This is a genomic window from Lentibacillus amyloliquefaciens, assembly GCF_001307805.1.
Lineage (GTDB): Bacteria > Bacillota > Bacilli > Bacillales > Amphibacillaceae > Lentibacillus > Lentibacillus amyloliquefaciens.
In genome coordinates, this window is sequence record NZ_CP013862.1 from 1813881 (window position 1) to 1829479 (window position 15599).

16 protein-coding genes, 1 tRNA gene and 1 pseudogene are annotated in these 15599 nt (G+C 40.5%); 4 read left to right on the plus strand and 14 right to left on the minus strand.

Annotation, left to right across the window (positions count from 1 at the left end):
* Positions 1-2 precede the first annotated feature (2 nt).
* The 4 genes from queG to AOX59_RS09085 all read right to left on the minus strand — a co-directional run bounded on the left by queG (position 3) and on the right by AOX59_RS09085 (position 3955).
* Positions 3-1145, minus strand: a complete 1143-nt coding sequence (gene queG, locus AOX59_RS09070; protein WP_068444883.1) for a tRNA epoxyqueuosine(34) reductase QueG — start codon at positions 1143-1145, stop codon at positions 3-5.
* A 21-nt stretch (positions 1146-1166) separates the two neighbouring features.
* Positions 1167-2870: an ABC-ATPase domain-containing protein gene (locus tag AOX59_RS09075; RefSeq protein ID WP_068444886.1), complete on the minus strand. Its 1704-nt coding sequence runs from the start codon at positions 2868-2870 to the stop codon at positions 1167-1169.
* Between the two features lie 137 nt (positions 2871-3007).
* Positions 3008-3081, minus strand: a tRNA-Gly gene (locus AOX59_RS09080).
* A gap of 184 nt (positions 3082-3265) precedes the next feature.
* Positions 3266-3955, minus strand: coding sequence for a Crp/Fnr family transcriptional regulator (locus AOX59_RS09085; RefSeq protein WP_068444888.1), 690 nt, complete (start codon positions 3953-3955; stop codon positions 3266-3268).
* 332 nt (positions 3956-4287) lie between these two features.
* On the opposite strand from AOX59_RS09085, the gene dat reads away from it, so the two are divergent.
* Positions 4288-5151 (plus strand): D-amino-acid transaminase, encoded by an 864-nt coding sequence (gene dat, locus AOX59_RS09090; protein WP_068444890.1) that lies wholly within the window; start codon positions 4288-4290, stop codon positions 5149-5151.
* Positions 5152-5211: 60 nt separating this feature from the next.
* Positions 5212-7215 carry a S9 family peptidase gene (locus AOX59_RS09095; RefSeq protein WP_068444892.1) on the plus strand — a complete coding sequence of 668 codons (2004 nt, stop codon included), beginning with the start codon at positions 5212-5214 and terminating at the stop codon, positions 7213-7215.
* Positions 7216-7560: 345 nt separating this feature from the next.
* Here the strand turns inward: AOX59_RS09095 and AOX59_RS09100 are convergent, their stop codons facing one another.
* The 3 genes from AOX59_RS09100 to sda form a co-directional block, all read right to left on the minus strand.
* A complete protein-coding gene (locus tag AOX59_RS09100; RefSeq protein ID WP_257720709.1) occupies positions 7561-7770 on the minus strand; it encodes an aspartyl-phosphate phosphatase Spo0E family protein in 210 nt (69 codons plus the stop codon).
* Positions 7771-8256: 486 nt separating this feature from the next.
* Entirely contained in the window at positions 8257-8808 is a 552-nt protein-coding gene (locus tag AOX59_RS20710) for a CBO0543 family protein (RefSeq protein ID WP_418000777.1), read from the minus strand.
* A gap of 279 nt (positions 8809-9087) precedes the next feature.
* Positions 9088-9237, minus strand: coding sequence for a sporulation histidine kinase inhibitor Sda (sda, locus tag AOX59_RS19210; protein WP_082684166.1), 150 nt, complete (start codon positions 9235-9237; stop codon positions 9088-9090).
* Between the two features lie 64 nt (positions 9238-9301).
* On the opposite strand from sda, the pseudogene AOX59_RS09115 reads away from it, so the two are divergent.
* Positions 9302-10446: pseudogene (locus AOX59_RS09115) on the plus strand (IS3 family transposase).
* Between the two features lie 318 nt (positions 10447-10764).
* On the opposite strand, the gene AOX59_RS19615 reads toward AOX59_RS09115, so the two are convergent.
* From AOX59_RS19615 to AOX59_RS09140, 7 genes are all read right to left on the minus strand, one after another.
* The gene (locus AOX59_RS19615) at positions 10765-10926 is read right to left on the minus strand and encodes a hypothetical protein (protein WP_156418668.1); all 162 of its coding nucleotides are present in this window, start codon (positions 10924-10926) and stop codon (positions 10765-10767) included.
* 165 nt (positions 10927-11091) lie between these two features.
* A complete protein-coding gene (locus AOX59_RS09120; RefSeq protein ID WP_068444902.1) occupies positions 11092-12198 on the minus strand; it encodes an IS4 family transposase in 1107 nt (368 codons plus the stop codon).
* Between the two features lie 246 nt (positions 12199-12444).
* Complete coding sequence (locus AOX59_RS09125) at positions 12445-12840, minus strand: VOC family protein (protein WP_068444904.1); 396 nt, start codon at positions 12838-12840, stop codon at positions 12445-12447.
* A 199-nt stretch (positions 12841-13039) separates the two neighbouring features.
* Positions 13040-13486 carry a hypothetical protein gene (locus AOX59_RS09130; RefSeq protein WP_068444907.1) on the minus strand — a complete coding sequence of 149 codons (447 nt, stop codon included), beginning with the start codon at positions 13484-13486 and terminating at the stop codon, positions 13040-13042.
* A complete protein-coding gene (locus tag AOX59_RS09135) occupies positions 13483-13788 on the minus strand; it encodes a PadR family transcriptional regulator (protein WP_068444909.1) in 306 nt (101 codons plus the stop codon). The genes AOX59_RS09130 and AOX59_RS09135 overlap by 4 nt, the downstream gene beginning before the upstream one ends.
* A 517-nt stretch (positions 13789-14305) precedes the next feature.
* Positions 14306-14440 (minus strand): hypothetical protein, encoded by a 135-nt coding sequence (locus AOX59_RS20465; protein ID WP_257720705.1) that lies wholly within the window; start codon positions 14438-14440, stop codon positions 14306-14308.
* A 13-nt stretch (positions 14441-14453) separates the two neighbouring features.
* Positions 14454-15158 carry a carboxymuconolactone decarboxylase family protein gene (locus AOX59_RS09140; RefSeq protein ID WP_082684167.1) on the minus strand — a complete coding sequence of 235 codons (705 nt, stop codon included), beginning with the start codon at positions 15156-15158 and terminating at the stop codon, positions 14454-14456.
* Here AOX59_RS09140 and AOX59_RS19620 point away from each other — a divergent pair.
* A complete protein-coding gene (locus tag AOX59_RS19620) occupies positions 15145-15429 on the plus strand; it encodes a hypothetical protein (protein ID WP_156418669.1) in 285 nt (94 codons plus the stop codon). The two genes, AOX59_RS09140 and AOX59_RS19620, sit on opposite strands and share 14 nt — an antisense overlap.
* The last annotated feature ends 170 nt before the right edge of the window (positions 15430-15599 follow it).

Here is a 15599-nt window from a genome sequence, read left to right on the forward strand (position 1 = left end):
AATCAGGCAGAAGATGTTTTTTGAAATTCGAGTCCTTTATCCATTTCAGCCAGCACTTGGTCATCTTCTTCGTGTTCCTTTGCATCCTTAATAGCTGAATATGCCTCATCTGTACCGATTTTGCCAAGTGACCAGGCTGCTGTCCCACGAATAACGGGTCTTGGATCATGATTCATGACCCTTATTATCTCGTCAACCGCTGTCTCATCTTTATAATGGGCAAGTGCGATTAATGCATTGCGCTGCAGCGGTTTTTTCCCGCGCCAGGACCCCGCAATATGGCCAAATGTCTCTTTAAATTCTCTGTTGGATAGACTAAGCATCGGTTTCAGTTTCGGTTTTGCAACTTCAGGCTCGGGTTCAAATTCAGGATGATTATGAAAATCGACACGTTTATTATACGGACAAACCGCCTGGCACGTATCAAAGCCATAAATGAAATTACCGATTTTCGAACGGAATTCATCGGGCATGAAGTCCTTCGTCTGGGTTAAAAATGCCAGACAACGCTGGGCATTAAGCTGGCCGCCCTGAACGAGCGCACCGGTAGGACAAGCGTCCAGACATTTCGTACAAGTTCCGCAACCATCCTCAAGCGGTGTATCCGACTCGAACGAGAGATTGGTAATCAGTTCCCCGAGGTAGACGTATGATCCAAACTCGGGCGTGATGATTGCCGTATTTTTGCCGCTGAACCCGATGCCGGCACGCTCAGCCACAGCCCGGTCGGACAATTCGCCTGTATCGACCATCACTTTCGTTGCGGCTTCAGGAATTTTTTCTTTGATGAATTGTGAGAGTTTATCTAACTTTTCACGAAGAACATCATGATAATCGGTCCCCCAGGAAGCACGGCAAAATACACCCCGGCGCTCTTCTTTCGTGCTTTTTGGTCCATTTTTAATACGGGAAGGGTAGGCCAGGGCGATAGAAATAATCGATTTAGCTTCCGGCATCAGCCGTTCAGGCTCCGTCCGCTCTTCTACCGATCCTTTTTCAAATCCTGACTGGAACCCGAGCTCCTGCTGGCGCTTTAGCCGGTCCTTCAAACTTTCAAATACATCTGCAGAAGCAAACCCGATTTTATCAATACCGATTTCCTTGCTGTAATCAATGATTTCCTGTCTCAGCTGATTTGTATTCATCCGGGCTGCCTCCTTTCGTGTTTACTTTTGATCTACTTTTGCCGTGCGCATTCTGTTCAGCACTGCAGCAATCTCATACCTTCTTGGACGGGCAATATCTCCTGGGTGCTGATCCTTAAATGCTGTAAAAGAAGCAAGTCCTTTCCCGTCCATTTGCTGTTCGATAACGTCAAGCAACGTATGCAATGACTTATTTCCAAGCGTGTTCACCCTGTCTAAATGCTGGATGATTTCAGCAATCATTCGGGTCTGGGAAGCATCCACAAGCTGCTCTGTATCAGCAAACGTTATATCGGTCTGTCCCATCAGGATTGTTGTTAAGCCTTTAGCCTGTGTTTTGGACTTTTTGCCCTTCCTTGTTTGTATAGAAGCCTGCTGAAAATACCGTTCACTGATATTTCCAAATGCTTCATTTTGGATGGATTCCCGATCAATCGGATGCTCCGAAACAATTCTCCTGGCTTCTTTTGTTACATTAAACGGTTCATATGCTTCCATCATAATGACAGCATCAGCAACATCAAAATAGTCGCCGGAACCGCCCATAACCAAAATCGTTGAGACACCAAGCTGATCACGCATTTGTTTTATTTTATCGATAAAGGGCGTGATCGGTTCTTTATCCTGATGGACGAGCTGCTGCATACGGTGGTCACGAATCATAAAATTCGTGGCACTTGTATCCTCATCAATCAGAAGTGATGTCGCGCCAGCCTCCAATGCTTCCATGACATTTGTCGCCTGAGACGTGCTGCCGCTGGCGTTTTCCGTGGAAAAATTGGCTGTGTCCTGTTTATGCGGCAAGTTATTAATAAACGGCGAAATATTGACACTGGTAACTTTGCGTCCATCTTCGGCGCGGATTTTGACCGCATCCTGATCTGTCAGCACATACTCCCGGCCGTCACCATTTGTATGCGAATAAACACCCCGTTCAATCGCCTCAAGAAGCGTGCTTTTTCCATGATAGCCCCCACCGGCTATGAGCGTAATGCCCTTTTTGATCGCCATCCCTTTAACAGGCTCAGTTCGATACGGGATTTTGACTTCCACTTCATCTTCCGGCGGGCTTTGAAACGGAACGGCTTGTTTCATTGGCCTGTTGCTGACGCCACTCTCTCGTGGCAGCACTGAACCATTGGCCACAAAAGCAATCCAGTTATTTTCATGCATTTCCGCTCTAATTGCTTCCTGCTGATCCGCCAATTGAACTGCTTTTTCAATCTCATTATCTGTTATGGCGAAAATGGAATTTCTGAGGATTGCCGGGATTGCATCGGCAAATAACTTTTCAGCTTCCCTGCCGTTTATTTTACGCCCATTTGCCGGAAGTCCCACCGAAATACACACCGTAATCGCATTTACATCAGCTTTCACTGCGCTGCGCTCGAGAACTTCCTGGCCCGGCCGGTCGAATTGAATACTGCCACTCTTTCCGGATCCTTTTATGGAAAAATTACCATTTACAATCGCACTTCCTACCTTACGGGCAAGCAGATCTTCTGTCGCGACTCTGCGGTGGTATGTCTCAAGCCAGCTATTTTTTACATTCCGTTTCTTTGCAGGCACCATTACCCGTATTTTAGAAGGCGCTGCGAACGGATCGCCCTGGACATAATCGATATATAAATCAAAATCAGAAAATTTGTAGTGACCTTGGACACTTTTATAAGCCTTGTATCCTTTTCCATCAATTTGCTTTAATGTCTGCATCAATTGTTTCATAAAAACCCCTCAATATTCATCATTATTACACGTTCAGAATACATTTTCGGTCAGTTACAATCAAGTATCGCACGCTTTGTACGAAAAAACGCAATGCTTCGAAAAAAATAGCGAAACACTGCGTTGTAACATATGTATGGAGCGGGTGATGGGAATCGAACCCACGACATCAGCTTGGAAGGCTGAGGTTTTACCACTAAACTACACCCGCACCTGCAAAATATGTAGGATGCTGTTATTTTTTAGAACATTTTATATTATATCAATTCAATATGACGGAATCAACCACTTGAAGAAAAAATTTCAGCACGAATCTTTTATAATCGATGCAAATACTATACTAAAAAAGCATCCCAAGAAATAGATGGATACTCATTCCAAAAGAATAATTCATGTTACAACGCACAATTCTCAACGCTGCATTGTTCACAAGCCAACATTTTTCTAAAGTAACTCATGTCTTTTATTAAGAAATATTTGTTCTCATTTACGACAATTTCCTGTTCTTTCCATTTATTGACGATCCGGCTGACCGTTTCTCTGGAAACCGCAATATGCTTGCTGATATCCTGAATCATAATCGGCTCGGTAATACGTACACCTTCCGGGGTGACAATACCGTGCATATTTGAATAGCGTATAAATATGGAAGCTACTGCACCTTCTGAACCAAAAGCGATGTAATCCCGGATTTTTGCCTTGCTTGCTTCCAATGATTCAGCCAGCCAGCGTGTGAAATGCAAGCTTAAGCGCCCGTCTTGTGCCAAAGTTTTTTCTATAGCCTTGCGTTTAACTGCATATATGACACTGTCCTGCACGGCTTTTGCCGAATTCGAATAGTTTTGTGCCCCGAACACACCAATCTCACCAAATCCGTCTTCCTCCCGACGCGTGAAAATGGTTAAATCTTTGCCGGACTCAATTTGTTTGTAAATTCGCACTTGTCCTTTATGTATAAAATACAAATAATCTGCAGGTGCGCCGCTTTTGAAAATGGCAGTATTTTTAGGGATATGCAGCTCTTTTGAATTGACGATTAATTTCTCACGTTCCTCCGTGCTCAGGCGCTCCAGTATTGGCTCCATATTATTTCCCCCTTTAACTATTTTATATATCACATTATAAAAGGATTCAAACTACGTTTCTGTGATATCTGTCACTTTTTATTATGTCTTTACATACGGCTGAGAGAAATATAGAATAACTCTTTAAGAGGTTGTTCAAAAAGTCTGGTAAAAAGGACGCATCGGTGTTTCTAGTGGGCTTGTTTCTCCACTCCTTGGAAAAGAAGAACACTAATGCCCGTATGCGATGCGGATTCAGGGAAGCATTCCTTGTGCTCGAAACTACGCCGCCTCGAACTTCTCGGTCCTTTTTAACCTCTTTTTTGAACACTTACTTGAAGGAGGCGATTAAAATGTCAGTTTACCCAATTATACTCTCACAAACCCATTTTACCCAGCAGGAAGACTTGACATATCCATTTGAAGAACGCGGACTGCAATTCGGCGATGGTGTCTATGAAGTAATTCGCATTTATGACGGCACGTATTATCTGCTTGCCGAACACGTTGATCGGCTGTTCCGATCGGCTGAAGCGATAAAAATTGTGCTGCCATTTTCCAAAAAAGAAATTACCGACCTCTTGCTTAACCTGTTAGATAAAAACGGTATGGATTCTGATGGCATTGTCTACATGCAGGCAACACGCGGCTCAGCACCGCGCACCCATGCTTTCCCATCAGAAACAGAGGCAAATGTCTATGCCTACATTCGTGATATGCCGTGCAAAACAGATGACCTAAGTAAAGGTGTTTCAACTATCACAGAACGGGATACCCGCTGGGAAAACTGTTATATTAAAAGTTTAAACCTGCTCCCGAATGTGCTCGCAAAACAGGCAGCACAGGAAAGCAACAGCTATGAGGCAATCTTTCATCGTGACGGCATTGTGACTGAATGCAGTTCTTCCAACATATTTCTTATTAAAAACGGTAACATATATACGCATCCAGCAACAAAGCGTATCCTTCACGGATGTGTCCGGATGCGCATCGAACAATTTGCAGCGAATTTGCAGATACCATTTATTGAAGAAGCTTTTTCAACTGCTGATATGGCAATGGCCGACGAATTATTCCTGTCAAGTACAACTTCTGAAGTGATGCCGATTATTGAAGTTGATAATAAAACAATCGCAAACGGAAAGCCAGGCAGCATCACCAGAAAGATTCAGAAAGCATATGTTCAAGACGCTGCCCTCAGTAAAGTCAGAACATAGTCTGTTGTCGAACCAAAACGCTGTTCTTTACGAAACTTGCTATTGCAAGGAGGAGCCTTTATGACAAATCAATCCAAACGTGCATTGACTGCAGAGGACTTGCAGCAAATCAATGTATACAGCGACCCGCAATTTGCACCGGACGGGAGCGCATACGCATTTGTATCGACCAAAGCGAATGACGACGATGATTATACGTCCCAGCTGTTTGTTCAATCATTAAAGAATAAAGATGCAAGGCAATGGACTTTTGACAAAGCCAAAAACAGCCATCCGCGCTTTTCGCCCGATGGCAAAAAACTCATTTTTCAATCCAACCGAAGCGGTACACCGCAATTATGGCTCTTGCAAACTGACGGCGGTGAAGCCAGACAACTGACATCATTTAAACATGGTGCGTTAAACCCGGCATTCTCCAAAGATGGCAGCAGTATCATCTTCAGTGCACCGCTGGAAAAAAATGATGACGCAACAGACCAGCATGAACAATCCAGCGACGAGCGTCAGAAGGAACAAAATGAAAAAAGCAAGCAGCCGCTTGTCATCAATCAATTAAACTATAAATCTGACGCAAGCGGCCTCCTCGATCACAAACACATGCAAATTGTGCTATATAATATGGGAAATGACACATTTGAACAGCTGACATCAGCAGAAACCGATCATAATTTTGAAGATATCTCACCGGACGGAAATTATATTTTATTCAGCGCCAACCTCCATGAAGATAGAGATTATGAGCTGACCAGTGATTTGCATTTATTAAATGTAGCGACAAAAGACATAACCACTTTAACGAATGGAAAAGGCCAATACGGTAATGCACGGTTTTCGCCGGATGGTGCCAAAATAGCCTGTTTCGGCCATGAATTCGCCTTTCAGGGAGCAACATTAAATGACTTATATGTGTTTGATGCAGCATCAGGCAAGAGTTCCTGCCTCAGCAAATTATGGGACTTCCAGCTGGGAGATGTCATGATTGGTGATACAAGACTTGGCCAATCCGAAAACGGTCCTGTATGGAGTAAGGATGGACAACATTTATATTTCCTGGGGACAGACAGCGGCGCAACCGGATTATATCAGGCTGACCTGAATGGCAAACTGAATGAACTCTACAACGACAATAATCATGTTTTTGGCTTTTCGCTTCACGATGGTGTATTTATCCTTGGTATCAGCACACCATCAGATCCGGGAAACTTTTATCAAATGACAGAGAGCCAGCTGCTACAGTTAACAGATGCCAACAGAGAATTTTTGAAAAACGTACAGCTTAGTGAACCGGAAGCCCTGACATTCACAGCCGATGATAACTGGAAAATTCATGGATGGCTGCTTCGTCCATACGGGTTTGATGAAAACAAAAAATACCCATTAATCTTGGAAGTTCACGGCGGACCCCACGCCATGTACGGCCGGACATTCTTCTATGAGCTGCAGCTGCTCGCCGCCAAAGGCTATGTTGTTTTATACACCAACCCGCGCGGAAGTCACGGGTATGGCCAGACGTTTGTTGATGCCTGCCGGGAAGATTATGGCGGACAAGACTATTCCGATTTAATGAGCGCAGTTGACTATGTGCTTGACACACATGACTTTATCTACCGGAACCGCCTGGGTGTCACCGGCGGCAGTTATGGCGGTTTCATGACCAACTGGATAATTGGTCACACTGACCGGTTTAAAGCAGCGGTCACCCAGCGATGCATCAGCAACTGGCTCAGTTTTTACGGTGTCAGCGATATCGGCTACTTCTTCACAAAATGGGAACTAGGTAAAAACCTGCTTGAAGACCCGGCAAAACTGTGGGAATTCTCACCATTGAAGTATGCTGAAAATATTGATACACCTCTACTGATTGTACACGGCGAAAAAGATCTCCGCTGCCCGATTGAACAAAGTGAACAGTTGTTTGTAACATTAAAGCATATGAAAAAGGATGTTGAATTTGTCCGTTTCCCTGATGCCAACCATGAATTGAGCCGAAGCGGCAAACCTGAAATGCGCATTTCACGTTTGAATCACATCACACGCTGGTTTGATGAACATCTCAGAATATAAAAACAGGCGCCTCTCACATTGATAAGTAGTTCATTTACGGTGGAGATAATTCAAAATATCAGAATGATTTTCTTATGAAATAGCAACGCTTTTAAACTGTCATTAACAGGTTAATTCACAAGACAATTGTGCATTAAAAACATTGCTTCTAAGAGGCTTTTGGCATAAAAATAAAACAGCTCAGCTAATATGTTAGTGGGCTGTTTCTTTTTTTAAAAATTCTTCAACAATAGCACCCGATTAAAATATATTGATAACCATATGTATAAAGCGCCCAATACCTCAGAGTTCAATGAGGTATTGGACATAGATTTACATGAAATTATTTTGCATAAATCACTTTATCTAATACGAATCCCCATCTATATCCGGCTTTTTTACTTTTTTCAATGCTTGACTATACTTGTTTAATAAAACATCCAAGCTCTGCGAAATAGATAAAAACTTCGGATCGTTTGGGTCACTTTCATATGCTTTATACATTTCCTGCCTTGTTTCTTCTATCTTTCTTTTTAATTCTTTTATGCTACACAAACTTTCGTACTTCCTCTCCACCAATGTTGAATCTAATCCGTGAAGTGGAGATTTAAAACTGATTCAAAACTACATTGTACCTTTTTTGAACATAAATAAAATCATTCTACTTCATAAGACACTAACTTTACTGCTAGCATGTAACTATCGTGAAGTAATTTTTTCACATTCGTGATACACATATTCGGTTTCAATTACAGCTACTCTTCCACCCTAGATACAATTCTTCATCATCTCTTGCATTAAATAAATTTTTTCGACTATCATCAATAAACTTGGATGTCTAATTCTTTATATTTAGAAACAGTACATCCGCCTCCCCTCATATTATTATTTTGTCTCGTAGTTCCCTGATCCAAGAATTTTTGTAAAAGCACTCATGATGCCGTTTTTTAGTTAGTCAATTTCGAATTCAACTAAGAGATAACTTAGTACTTGATACCCATCTCCTTAATATATAAACATGCAGAATTAATTTTAAGTGGATATAATAGAAATAACCTACCCCTATAACTTTGTGAACTTTTCTCTCTTACTCATAAAATCAGCAAGTAAATAAATACCAAACTGAATGGGAAAAGAATAGATATAATGCCAGTTCAACGGTTCGTAAAGTCCTACCCAATTCAATAACGGAAGACCCAAAAAAGAAGTAATCGCTCCCAGTATCAGACCCTTTATGATTGGATTATGATGGGGTTTTACGTACAATAGTACAATCACCAACGTAGGAATAACTAACAAGTCCCAAGGGAGGTAGGTGTTAATTGATGGAAATACTTCATACTTGTAATTCCAAAGACCAAAAAACAAACCTATTAAGTCGAGACATGTTACAAGCAAAGCTGTAAAAAAACCAACATATAGCAAGCGATTTCTGCTTTCATTTTTAGTAAGCTTATACAATGTCCATAAACAGCAAATTATAATTAATATGCCCAACCACCATCTCCATGTAAACAAAATGTGGTCCAACCATATTTGAAATTTTTCACTATAGGCATGTCTGAAAAGCGATGAGTTTTTTTCAATCACCGATTGTGAACTCACAAAAATCACTCTCCTTTATATATTAACTTTGATTATAATTCCCAACTGAGTAAGATTTATTAGAACATAACTGGTTTGAACAAACTCAAAGATAACAAAGTGTAGTCCGATATAAAAAAAGCTAATCTGGATCAGATTAGCTTTTACTCCACAATATGGTCCTACAGTGGCAAATTGGGCGCTCTTCTTTATTCCGGAATTGCGCCCGATTCTGGAAAACTGTTATGCCACAAATACTGTTGCTGAATTGTTGTAAAACAACGATATTAATGTAGATATATTTTATATTTATTTAATCGATGTTAAGTTAAAATTATCTAAACATAACTTTCTTTGTTCTATTTCTTGCTTTAAAAGATGAACAAAATCAGGATTTAAATTTGATTCGAGGGCTTTAATATATGCTCTAACTAATAATTCATCTGATAGTGCTTCCATTTGTACTATAATGTATCCGTAGGTTTGGACACTAAAAATGAAAAAATAAGATAATACTAATGCTATGAGTAAAAAACGAAAAAGATATAGTGCAGCAGAAAAGGCAAAGGTTGTTTTAGAAATATTAAGGGAAGAAAACACCCTTAATGAAATCGCTCAAAAATATGAAGTAAGTCCACAACTCATCAGTAGATGGAAGACAGAGTTTTTGAACAATATGCCTGTGGTGTTTGATAAAAAGTCCACGGAAATGGAACAGCTGAAGCAGGAACACGAGGCAGAAAAGGAGGAATTGATCAATCAGATTGGCCAGCTAACCGTAGATATGAATTGGCTCAAAAAAAAACAACAACAGGTCTCGGATTGGAGGAGAAAAAATCATTAATAGACTTTGACAGTAAGGAATTAACAGTTAAGCATCAGTGTAAACTATTGAATCTGTCCAGGTCAACTGCTTACTATGAAATCAAGGTATATCAGCCAAGCCAGGAGGAAATTGACATCAAAAATGCCATTGATCGTATACACTTTGATGAACCTGCATACGGCTGTCGCCGAATCCAAGGTGAGCTGGAAGACTTAGGTTTTACCAATATAGGAATCAAGCGAACACGTCGTTATATGCGGGAGATGGGTATCATCGCCTTTTATCCGGGTCCGAATCTGAGCAAACGGGATTTAGAGGCACGAACGTATCCCTACCTGCTTCGGGGTGTAGGCATTACCTATCGAAATCAGGTTTGGGGGATCGACATTACGTACTGCGGCACACCAACAGGTTTCATGTACCTTGTAGTGATTATTGACTGGTTTTCAAGATTCGTTGTGGGGTGGTCTTTAAGCAATACGATGCAGACTGATTTTATTATTCGTACGGTGAAGGAGGCTATTCAAAAGTACGGGATGCCCGAGATCATTAACAGCGATCAAGGGAGTCAATTCACATCAAAGGATTATACTGAATGCATCAAAAGCTATGAATCCATAAAAATCAGCATGGATGGGCGAGGACGCGCTAAGGATAATGCCAGAACAGAGCGATTTTTCAGAAGCTATAAATGGGAAAGGCTTTATTTATTATATCCAGAGACGGTGCTGGAATTAAAGCAAATGACGAGACTTTACATGCATCATTACAACTGGAAACGCAGACATCAAGCTCTAGGAGATAAGACACCGGCCAGTATCTATTTGGGAAGGAACGCTTAACCACAGCGAAGCTGCTTGCCCTTGACCGCTGTGCCACTCCTTAGTGATCGCTGAAAGGGGTCGGGGCCCCATCAGCGGAACTTAGGAAGTGATTGTCCATGGTACGCTCGCTGTGCGGATAGGAGCCCTAAAGGCTTAATTTTTCCCATCCGCCATAGGAACAGTACCATGGACACAAACGAGGTCAAGGGTGATGGAACCCAGGAAATCCTCTAAAACGGGAGAAAACCCGTCTAATGCGGCCGGGTGGAATTAGACTTTTTATAAAGGAGGCTTTATCTTAAATAATCTATTTTTGTGTCTTGACAAGTGGGCACATTACATTCCACCATTCTCTTTTATATTTTTTGTCTCTAATTGTTCTTGGGCTAACCACTTTAAAAAAGTCAATTCTTCATCTGTTAAGTTGCGATTGACTTTTTCTTTAAAATCCTTTATTAAATTGGCATAAATATTTTCAAGACAATCACTCTGACTCATATTTTTTATCCTCCCTCACTAGCGTTGCATTAATATAAATTGAATATTCTGTAATCAATTTAGCTCTATTTTTCGCCAAAAAGACAAACCTTAATGAAAAAGTGGCATTGTCCATTTGGTAAATTTATACATTTATTCCGGGAGAGACAGCGACAACACTTATAATTATGGTATGCCGCTAATGCGACGAAGCCAGTGACGGCAGTTCTTCCACAGTTTCGCTTTTAATAAACGGCTAATCTGCAATATGGTTTTCCTGGACTCTGTTTCTAGTTGAATGAGCACATGCAGGCAATAAACAATCAGCGCTAAAAAGATTTGGTTCATCACAGCTGTTTCACTATGGCCATAAAAATGTTTGATTTTAACGTGCTGTTTCAGCCATTTGAAAAATAATTCAATCGTCCAGCGTGAACGATACATGTCACTGATTTCACTGGCTTTTAGATCAAACCGATTTGTGATGAGACGCAGTCGATTGCCTTTTGTATCATCGACTTCAATTAAGCGAAATAGATTATCCATGCGCTTTGTTGGACCACCGACAGCTACCATTTGATCCGTAACGATCGTGGAACCCTGTTCCACCTCAAAGGACTTGATCGTCCGTGTAATCGAGTTTTTCTTCAACCGGGAGACGAAGAAATAACCGTCGTCCGTCATGCGGTCAAAACGCTCATAATCTATGTAACCACGATCAAATACGTAGGTTGCTTCCTTGTCGTCCACCAAAACTTCTAATTGGCTACGATCGTGTTCGTTGGCCGTCGTGATGTTGGCGTACTCCGGATAAGAAGAACCATTTTCCATGAACATTAACCGCAAGTGCAGTTTGACGCCGCCTTTCGTTTTACGGAAGGTAGCCCATGGATGATTCGTCAGGTTGAGTGGTATCGTGCTCGAATCAATGATTTTTACCGGCATAACTGTTCGACCCGGTTGAGAATGGCGTATCTGATCAACTAATTGATAAAAGATGACTGCCAACAAATTGGGATCCACAGTACGGTGTTTTCGCGACAATTGGGAAACGCTAATTGAACCCAGCCCCAATTCCTGTTGAACCTCGTCATCAAAAAGTGTATCACTCATCGCATGTAAGCTTTCCACCTCTTCCAGGTGGGACAATAATAACAGTTTGATGTAGGAATAAGTCGTAAACTTTTTCGTGTAGCGATCTTGCCCGGTCTGCGTAATTTGTTCTGTAAGTTTTTCAATATTAATGGGTGCAACCCATTTACCAAATGATGATAATAGTGTATGATTGTCCATATTCTGAGTTCCTTTATATTGGATTTGGACAACAACCACCAATTCCATTATAAAGGATTTTTTTATACCCGGAAACCTATATTTTGGATAATTAACAAGATTATCAATTTTCTTTTATTATTTATGCAACGCTAGTGATCCTCCCTATAAGAAATCCCACAAAATGAATTTTTCCTATTTAATTAAATGCCCTTATATGTAATATGGCGTAATCTTTATTAGATTTCCGCGCCCAATTGTTGACTGTTAGGGTGCTACGAGCTCCACTTTCATTCTGTCCGGATCTTCAAAGTAAACGGCGTAATGGTCATCTCCCCCAGCGAATGGATGCTGCTTTTCATAAAGAATAGTAACTCCTTTATCTTTTAATTTCTCCGTCATATCATCAACGTGTTGACGCGATTCCGCATGAAACGCTAAATGATTTAGACCCACGCAACATCTATGATATGGAACGTCTAAAAACCGTTCTTCAGTTTGAACAAAAACGATGTATGTATCTCCTATTTTCCAACTTTGCCCGCTTTCCCATTTCTGAAACGGGCTGTATCCTAATTCTTCAAGATACCAACGCCAAAAATCAATTGACCTTTTTAAATCAGTGACATAAATCTCAACATGGTGAAGTAATCCCTTTGACAAGGAATGGCCCCCTTTATTCCTTCGAGCTATTTTTACTTAATACCAATTATTCCAAATTCCAGGAATTAACTCAATCCTTTAATCTATAAAAAAGGCACTTACCTTATTCGCGATAAGCGCCCGTTTGCGGTATTGTCTAATCAAGGCTTAGATAACGTGTGATGCTAGTTCTATTCTGTAAGAACATATTATTGAATAGTTAATTTGCTGCCACTAAAAATATTGCAAAGAAAAGTGCATAAGATCCCATTAAACTAAGCGATATTTTAGCTAACTTAGTTTTAATCGAAAGTGCAGGTATAATTCCAACCTTAAGCATATTCGCTATTAAAACAACAATTGCTAAGAAAAAAGACAGCATTGCTATAAGTAACGAAACTTGCTCTAACATAACATTAACCCCCCTTAATGATGTCAATTTCAAAATGACAAAAACATTTATTAAACTAATTAGCAATAATACTTGGCTCATACGAAATCCCAAAACTTTCTTTTCATTTAACTCCATTATCCAAGCATCTGCTATGCCTAATAATAAGTCGAAAACTACTTTGAATGACCAATCTGTCTGTTTTAAGACTTCAATCATTTCATTGCTATATCGCCTTCTCCAACTTTTAGGATACATATAGATAAACCACTTCATACTAAACCAAGCCTTTTTAAACCAAGTGTAGTTACTTTTTGAATTTCTTTAATTTGGTTACTCAAATATACCTGCCCTTCCTCTGTTAGCTTGTAAGGCTTTTTACGGTCTTGTGTTTCAAGAGCACTTATATATCCTGCCTTCTGTAAACGTGAAATTGCTCCATATAAAGTTCCTGGACCTAATTTAATATCATAATTTTTTTCAATGTCCTCCATAATGGCATAGCCATGACGATTTTCTTCTGCAAGGCTTATCAAAATTAACAATGAAGGTTCTGTGAATTTGTTTTTTCCAACCACGTTGCCACTCCTTTATGATTGTTACGTTTGATGATGTATCGTATAACGTAATAATAAGATATACTTGAAAAAAAGTCAATAAAAAAAGCCATAATAATATGGCCAAGTTAAGAAAGAACGCACTTGTTCCAGAAGTGCGCCCTTATATACAGTATGATTTTCTACCGTATTCAACGTATGTAACGATACAAAAATGGCGGTTTTTTTAACTTTATGGAAACATTATCTACAGTCATTTTTTTTAGTATTTAACGTACACAAAGATAGGACTTTACGTGGAGTGGTGGGTATGATAGGCTCGGATGCCTTATGAAACAACAGCTTCAGCCTTTCAAGACAAATCATGCCCACAGAGGCTCCGCGTCAAGTCCTTAACCACTTAACTTCACACACATGTACACAAAGATAAAAGGCGCATTCCATCAGTCATTTATTGTTGATACTGTATATAAGGGCCAGTTAATGGCATAGCACGTTCCATGGGGTTTGCACTTACAAAACCTTTTTCAGATTCTTCTCAGTTTTCTCCTCCCATTTGTTTCAATGAAGCCTCAACCATGGGTGTCATAACGGCCCCTGGTTCATCGCTGCCGCTGTTCGTATGTCCAAAAATTAACCGATGGCCATAACAGCCATCGGTTTTTAATGTCATATTTATCGTGCGATTACTCCTCACTGAAGCTTTCGATCATATTGACCATATGTGCGTACGAACCGCCGGCAAGCAATGCGGAAGCAACCAATACTGCTTCAGCCAATTCTTCGTTGGTTGCACCCTGCTTGTCAGCATTTTTCGTATGAACATCAATGCAATATGGACAAAGTGTCGCATGGCCAACGGCTACTGCTACGATTTCCTTGAACTTTTTGCTTAATTTTCCTTCTTGCATGGCGGCCTGATTGAATCCGGAATAACCCTGAAAACCGTCTTTTGCATGTTTGCCTAATTGGTTAAGGTTTTTCAAATTTGAACGCTCATACAACGTATCACCTGCTTCGTCAGAAAGGGCATTATGCATGTTTGTGCTGTGTGTTATAGCACCGCCGGCCTCAACGGCAGAGGTAACCATAACAGCTTCCACCAGCTCACCGAGTTCTGCCCCTTCTTTTTTGGCGTTCTTGGTATGGGTATCAATGCAATACGGACATTGCGTGACATGAGCAACTGAAACCGCAATGATTTCTTTTTCCTTTTTGGATAGTGCACCTTCTTTGAACACGCCTGCATTGTAATCCGCAAAAGCCTGTGCCTGATCCGGCACAAGATCCTTCAGCTTGTTTAAATGGTCTTTATGACTTGCCTTATAGGCCCAGAACCAGCAAACATCGGTTAACCCGCAAAGTAGGTTACTTAAAATGGAAAAAAACATGCCTTCTTATGGCTGTTTTACGCTTGAGGAAAGTGAAGGTTCCGAAAACCCAAATGGTAAAGGAACTTCATTAATTTTGGTATGTGAAATCCCTTCTTTCCTTAACAATATCGTGCGGATTGTTCCGACACTTGCTCTTCTAGGAACTTTTACGACCTATATTCTTACAGCTACTTTGCCCCTGAAGGAGCCTTTGCTGGTTCTGGGCCTTATAAAAACTTCCTGCCATTGTGATGCCTCCTTATGTTGGTTTAAAATAGAGATTGATTAAAGTATACCTTTAAAACCTGATTTAACAAAAAAATAAGTTTCGATTAATAGCTTACTTAAGTTTTAACATATACTATTCAACAATCCAGTCCATTTCTGCAAAACCGGACGCTGGTTCTTATTCCAGATAGGCGCCCCTTTAGTTGAATAAACTAAAGGCTTATATATTTT

Bases quoted from the DNA above. Each gene is read 5' to 3' on its own strand.
- AOX59_RS19620 (WP_156418669.1), top strand. From the start codon at position 15,145: ATGGAAAAAAACATGCCTTCTTATGGCTGTTTTACGCTTGAGGAAAGT.
- AOX59_RS09075 (WP_068444886.1), bottom strand. From the start codon at position 2,870: ATGAAACAATTGATGCAGACATTAAAGCAAATTGATGGAAAAGGATAC.
- AOX59_RS09120 (WP_068444902.1), bottom strand. From the start codon at position 12,198: ATGGACAATCATACACTATTATCATCATTTGGTAAATGGGTTGCACCC.
- AOX59_RS19615 (WP_156418668.1), bottom strand. From the start codon at position 10,926: ATGAGTCAGAGTGATTGTCTTGAAAATATTTATGCCAATTTAATAAAG.
- AOX59_RS09140 (WP_082684167.1), bottom strand. From the start codon at position 15,158: ATGTTTTTTTCCATTTTAAGTAACCTACTTTGCGGGTTAACCGATGTT.
- sda (WP_082684166.1), bottom strand. From the start codon at position 9,237: ATGGAAGCACTATCAGATGAATTATTAGTTAGAGCATATATTAAAGCC.
- AOX59_RS09095 (WP_068444892.1), top strand. From the start codon at position 5,212: ATGACAAATCAATCCAAACGTGCATTGACTGCAGAGGACTTGCAGCAA.
- AOX59_RS09085 (WP_068444888.1), bottom strand. From the start codon at position 3,955: ATGGAGCCAATACTGGAGCGCCTGAGCACGGAGGAACGTGAGAAATTA.
- AOX59_RS20465 (WP_257720705.1), bottom strand. From the start codon at position 14,440: ATGACATTAAAAACCGATGGCTGTTATGGCCATCGGTTAATTTTTGGA.
- queG (WP_068444883.1), bottom strand. From the start codon at position 1,145: ATGAATACAAATCAGCTGAGACAGGAAATCATTGATTACAGCAAGGAA.
- AOX59_RS09130 (WP_068444907.1), bottom strand. From the start codon at position 13,486: ATGAAGTGGTTTATCTATATGTATCCTAAAAGTTGGAGAAGGCGATAT.
- dat (WP_068444890.1), top strand. From the start codon at position 4,288: ATGTCAGTTTACCCAATTATACTCTCACAAACCCATTTTACCCAGCAG.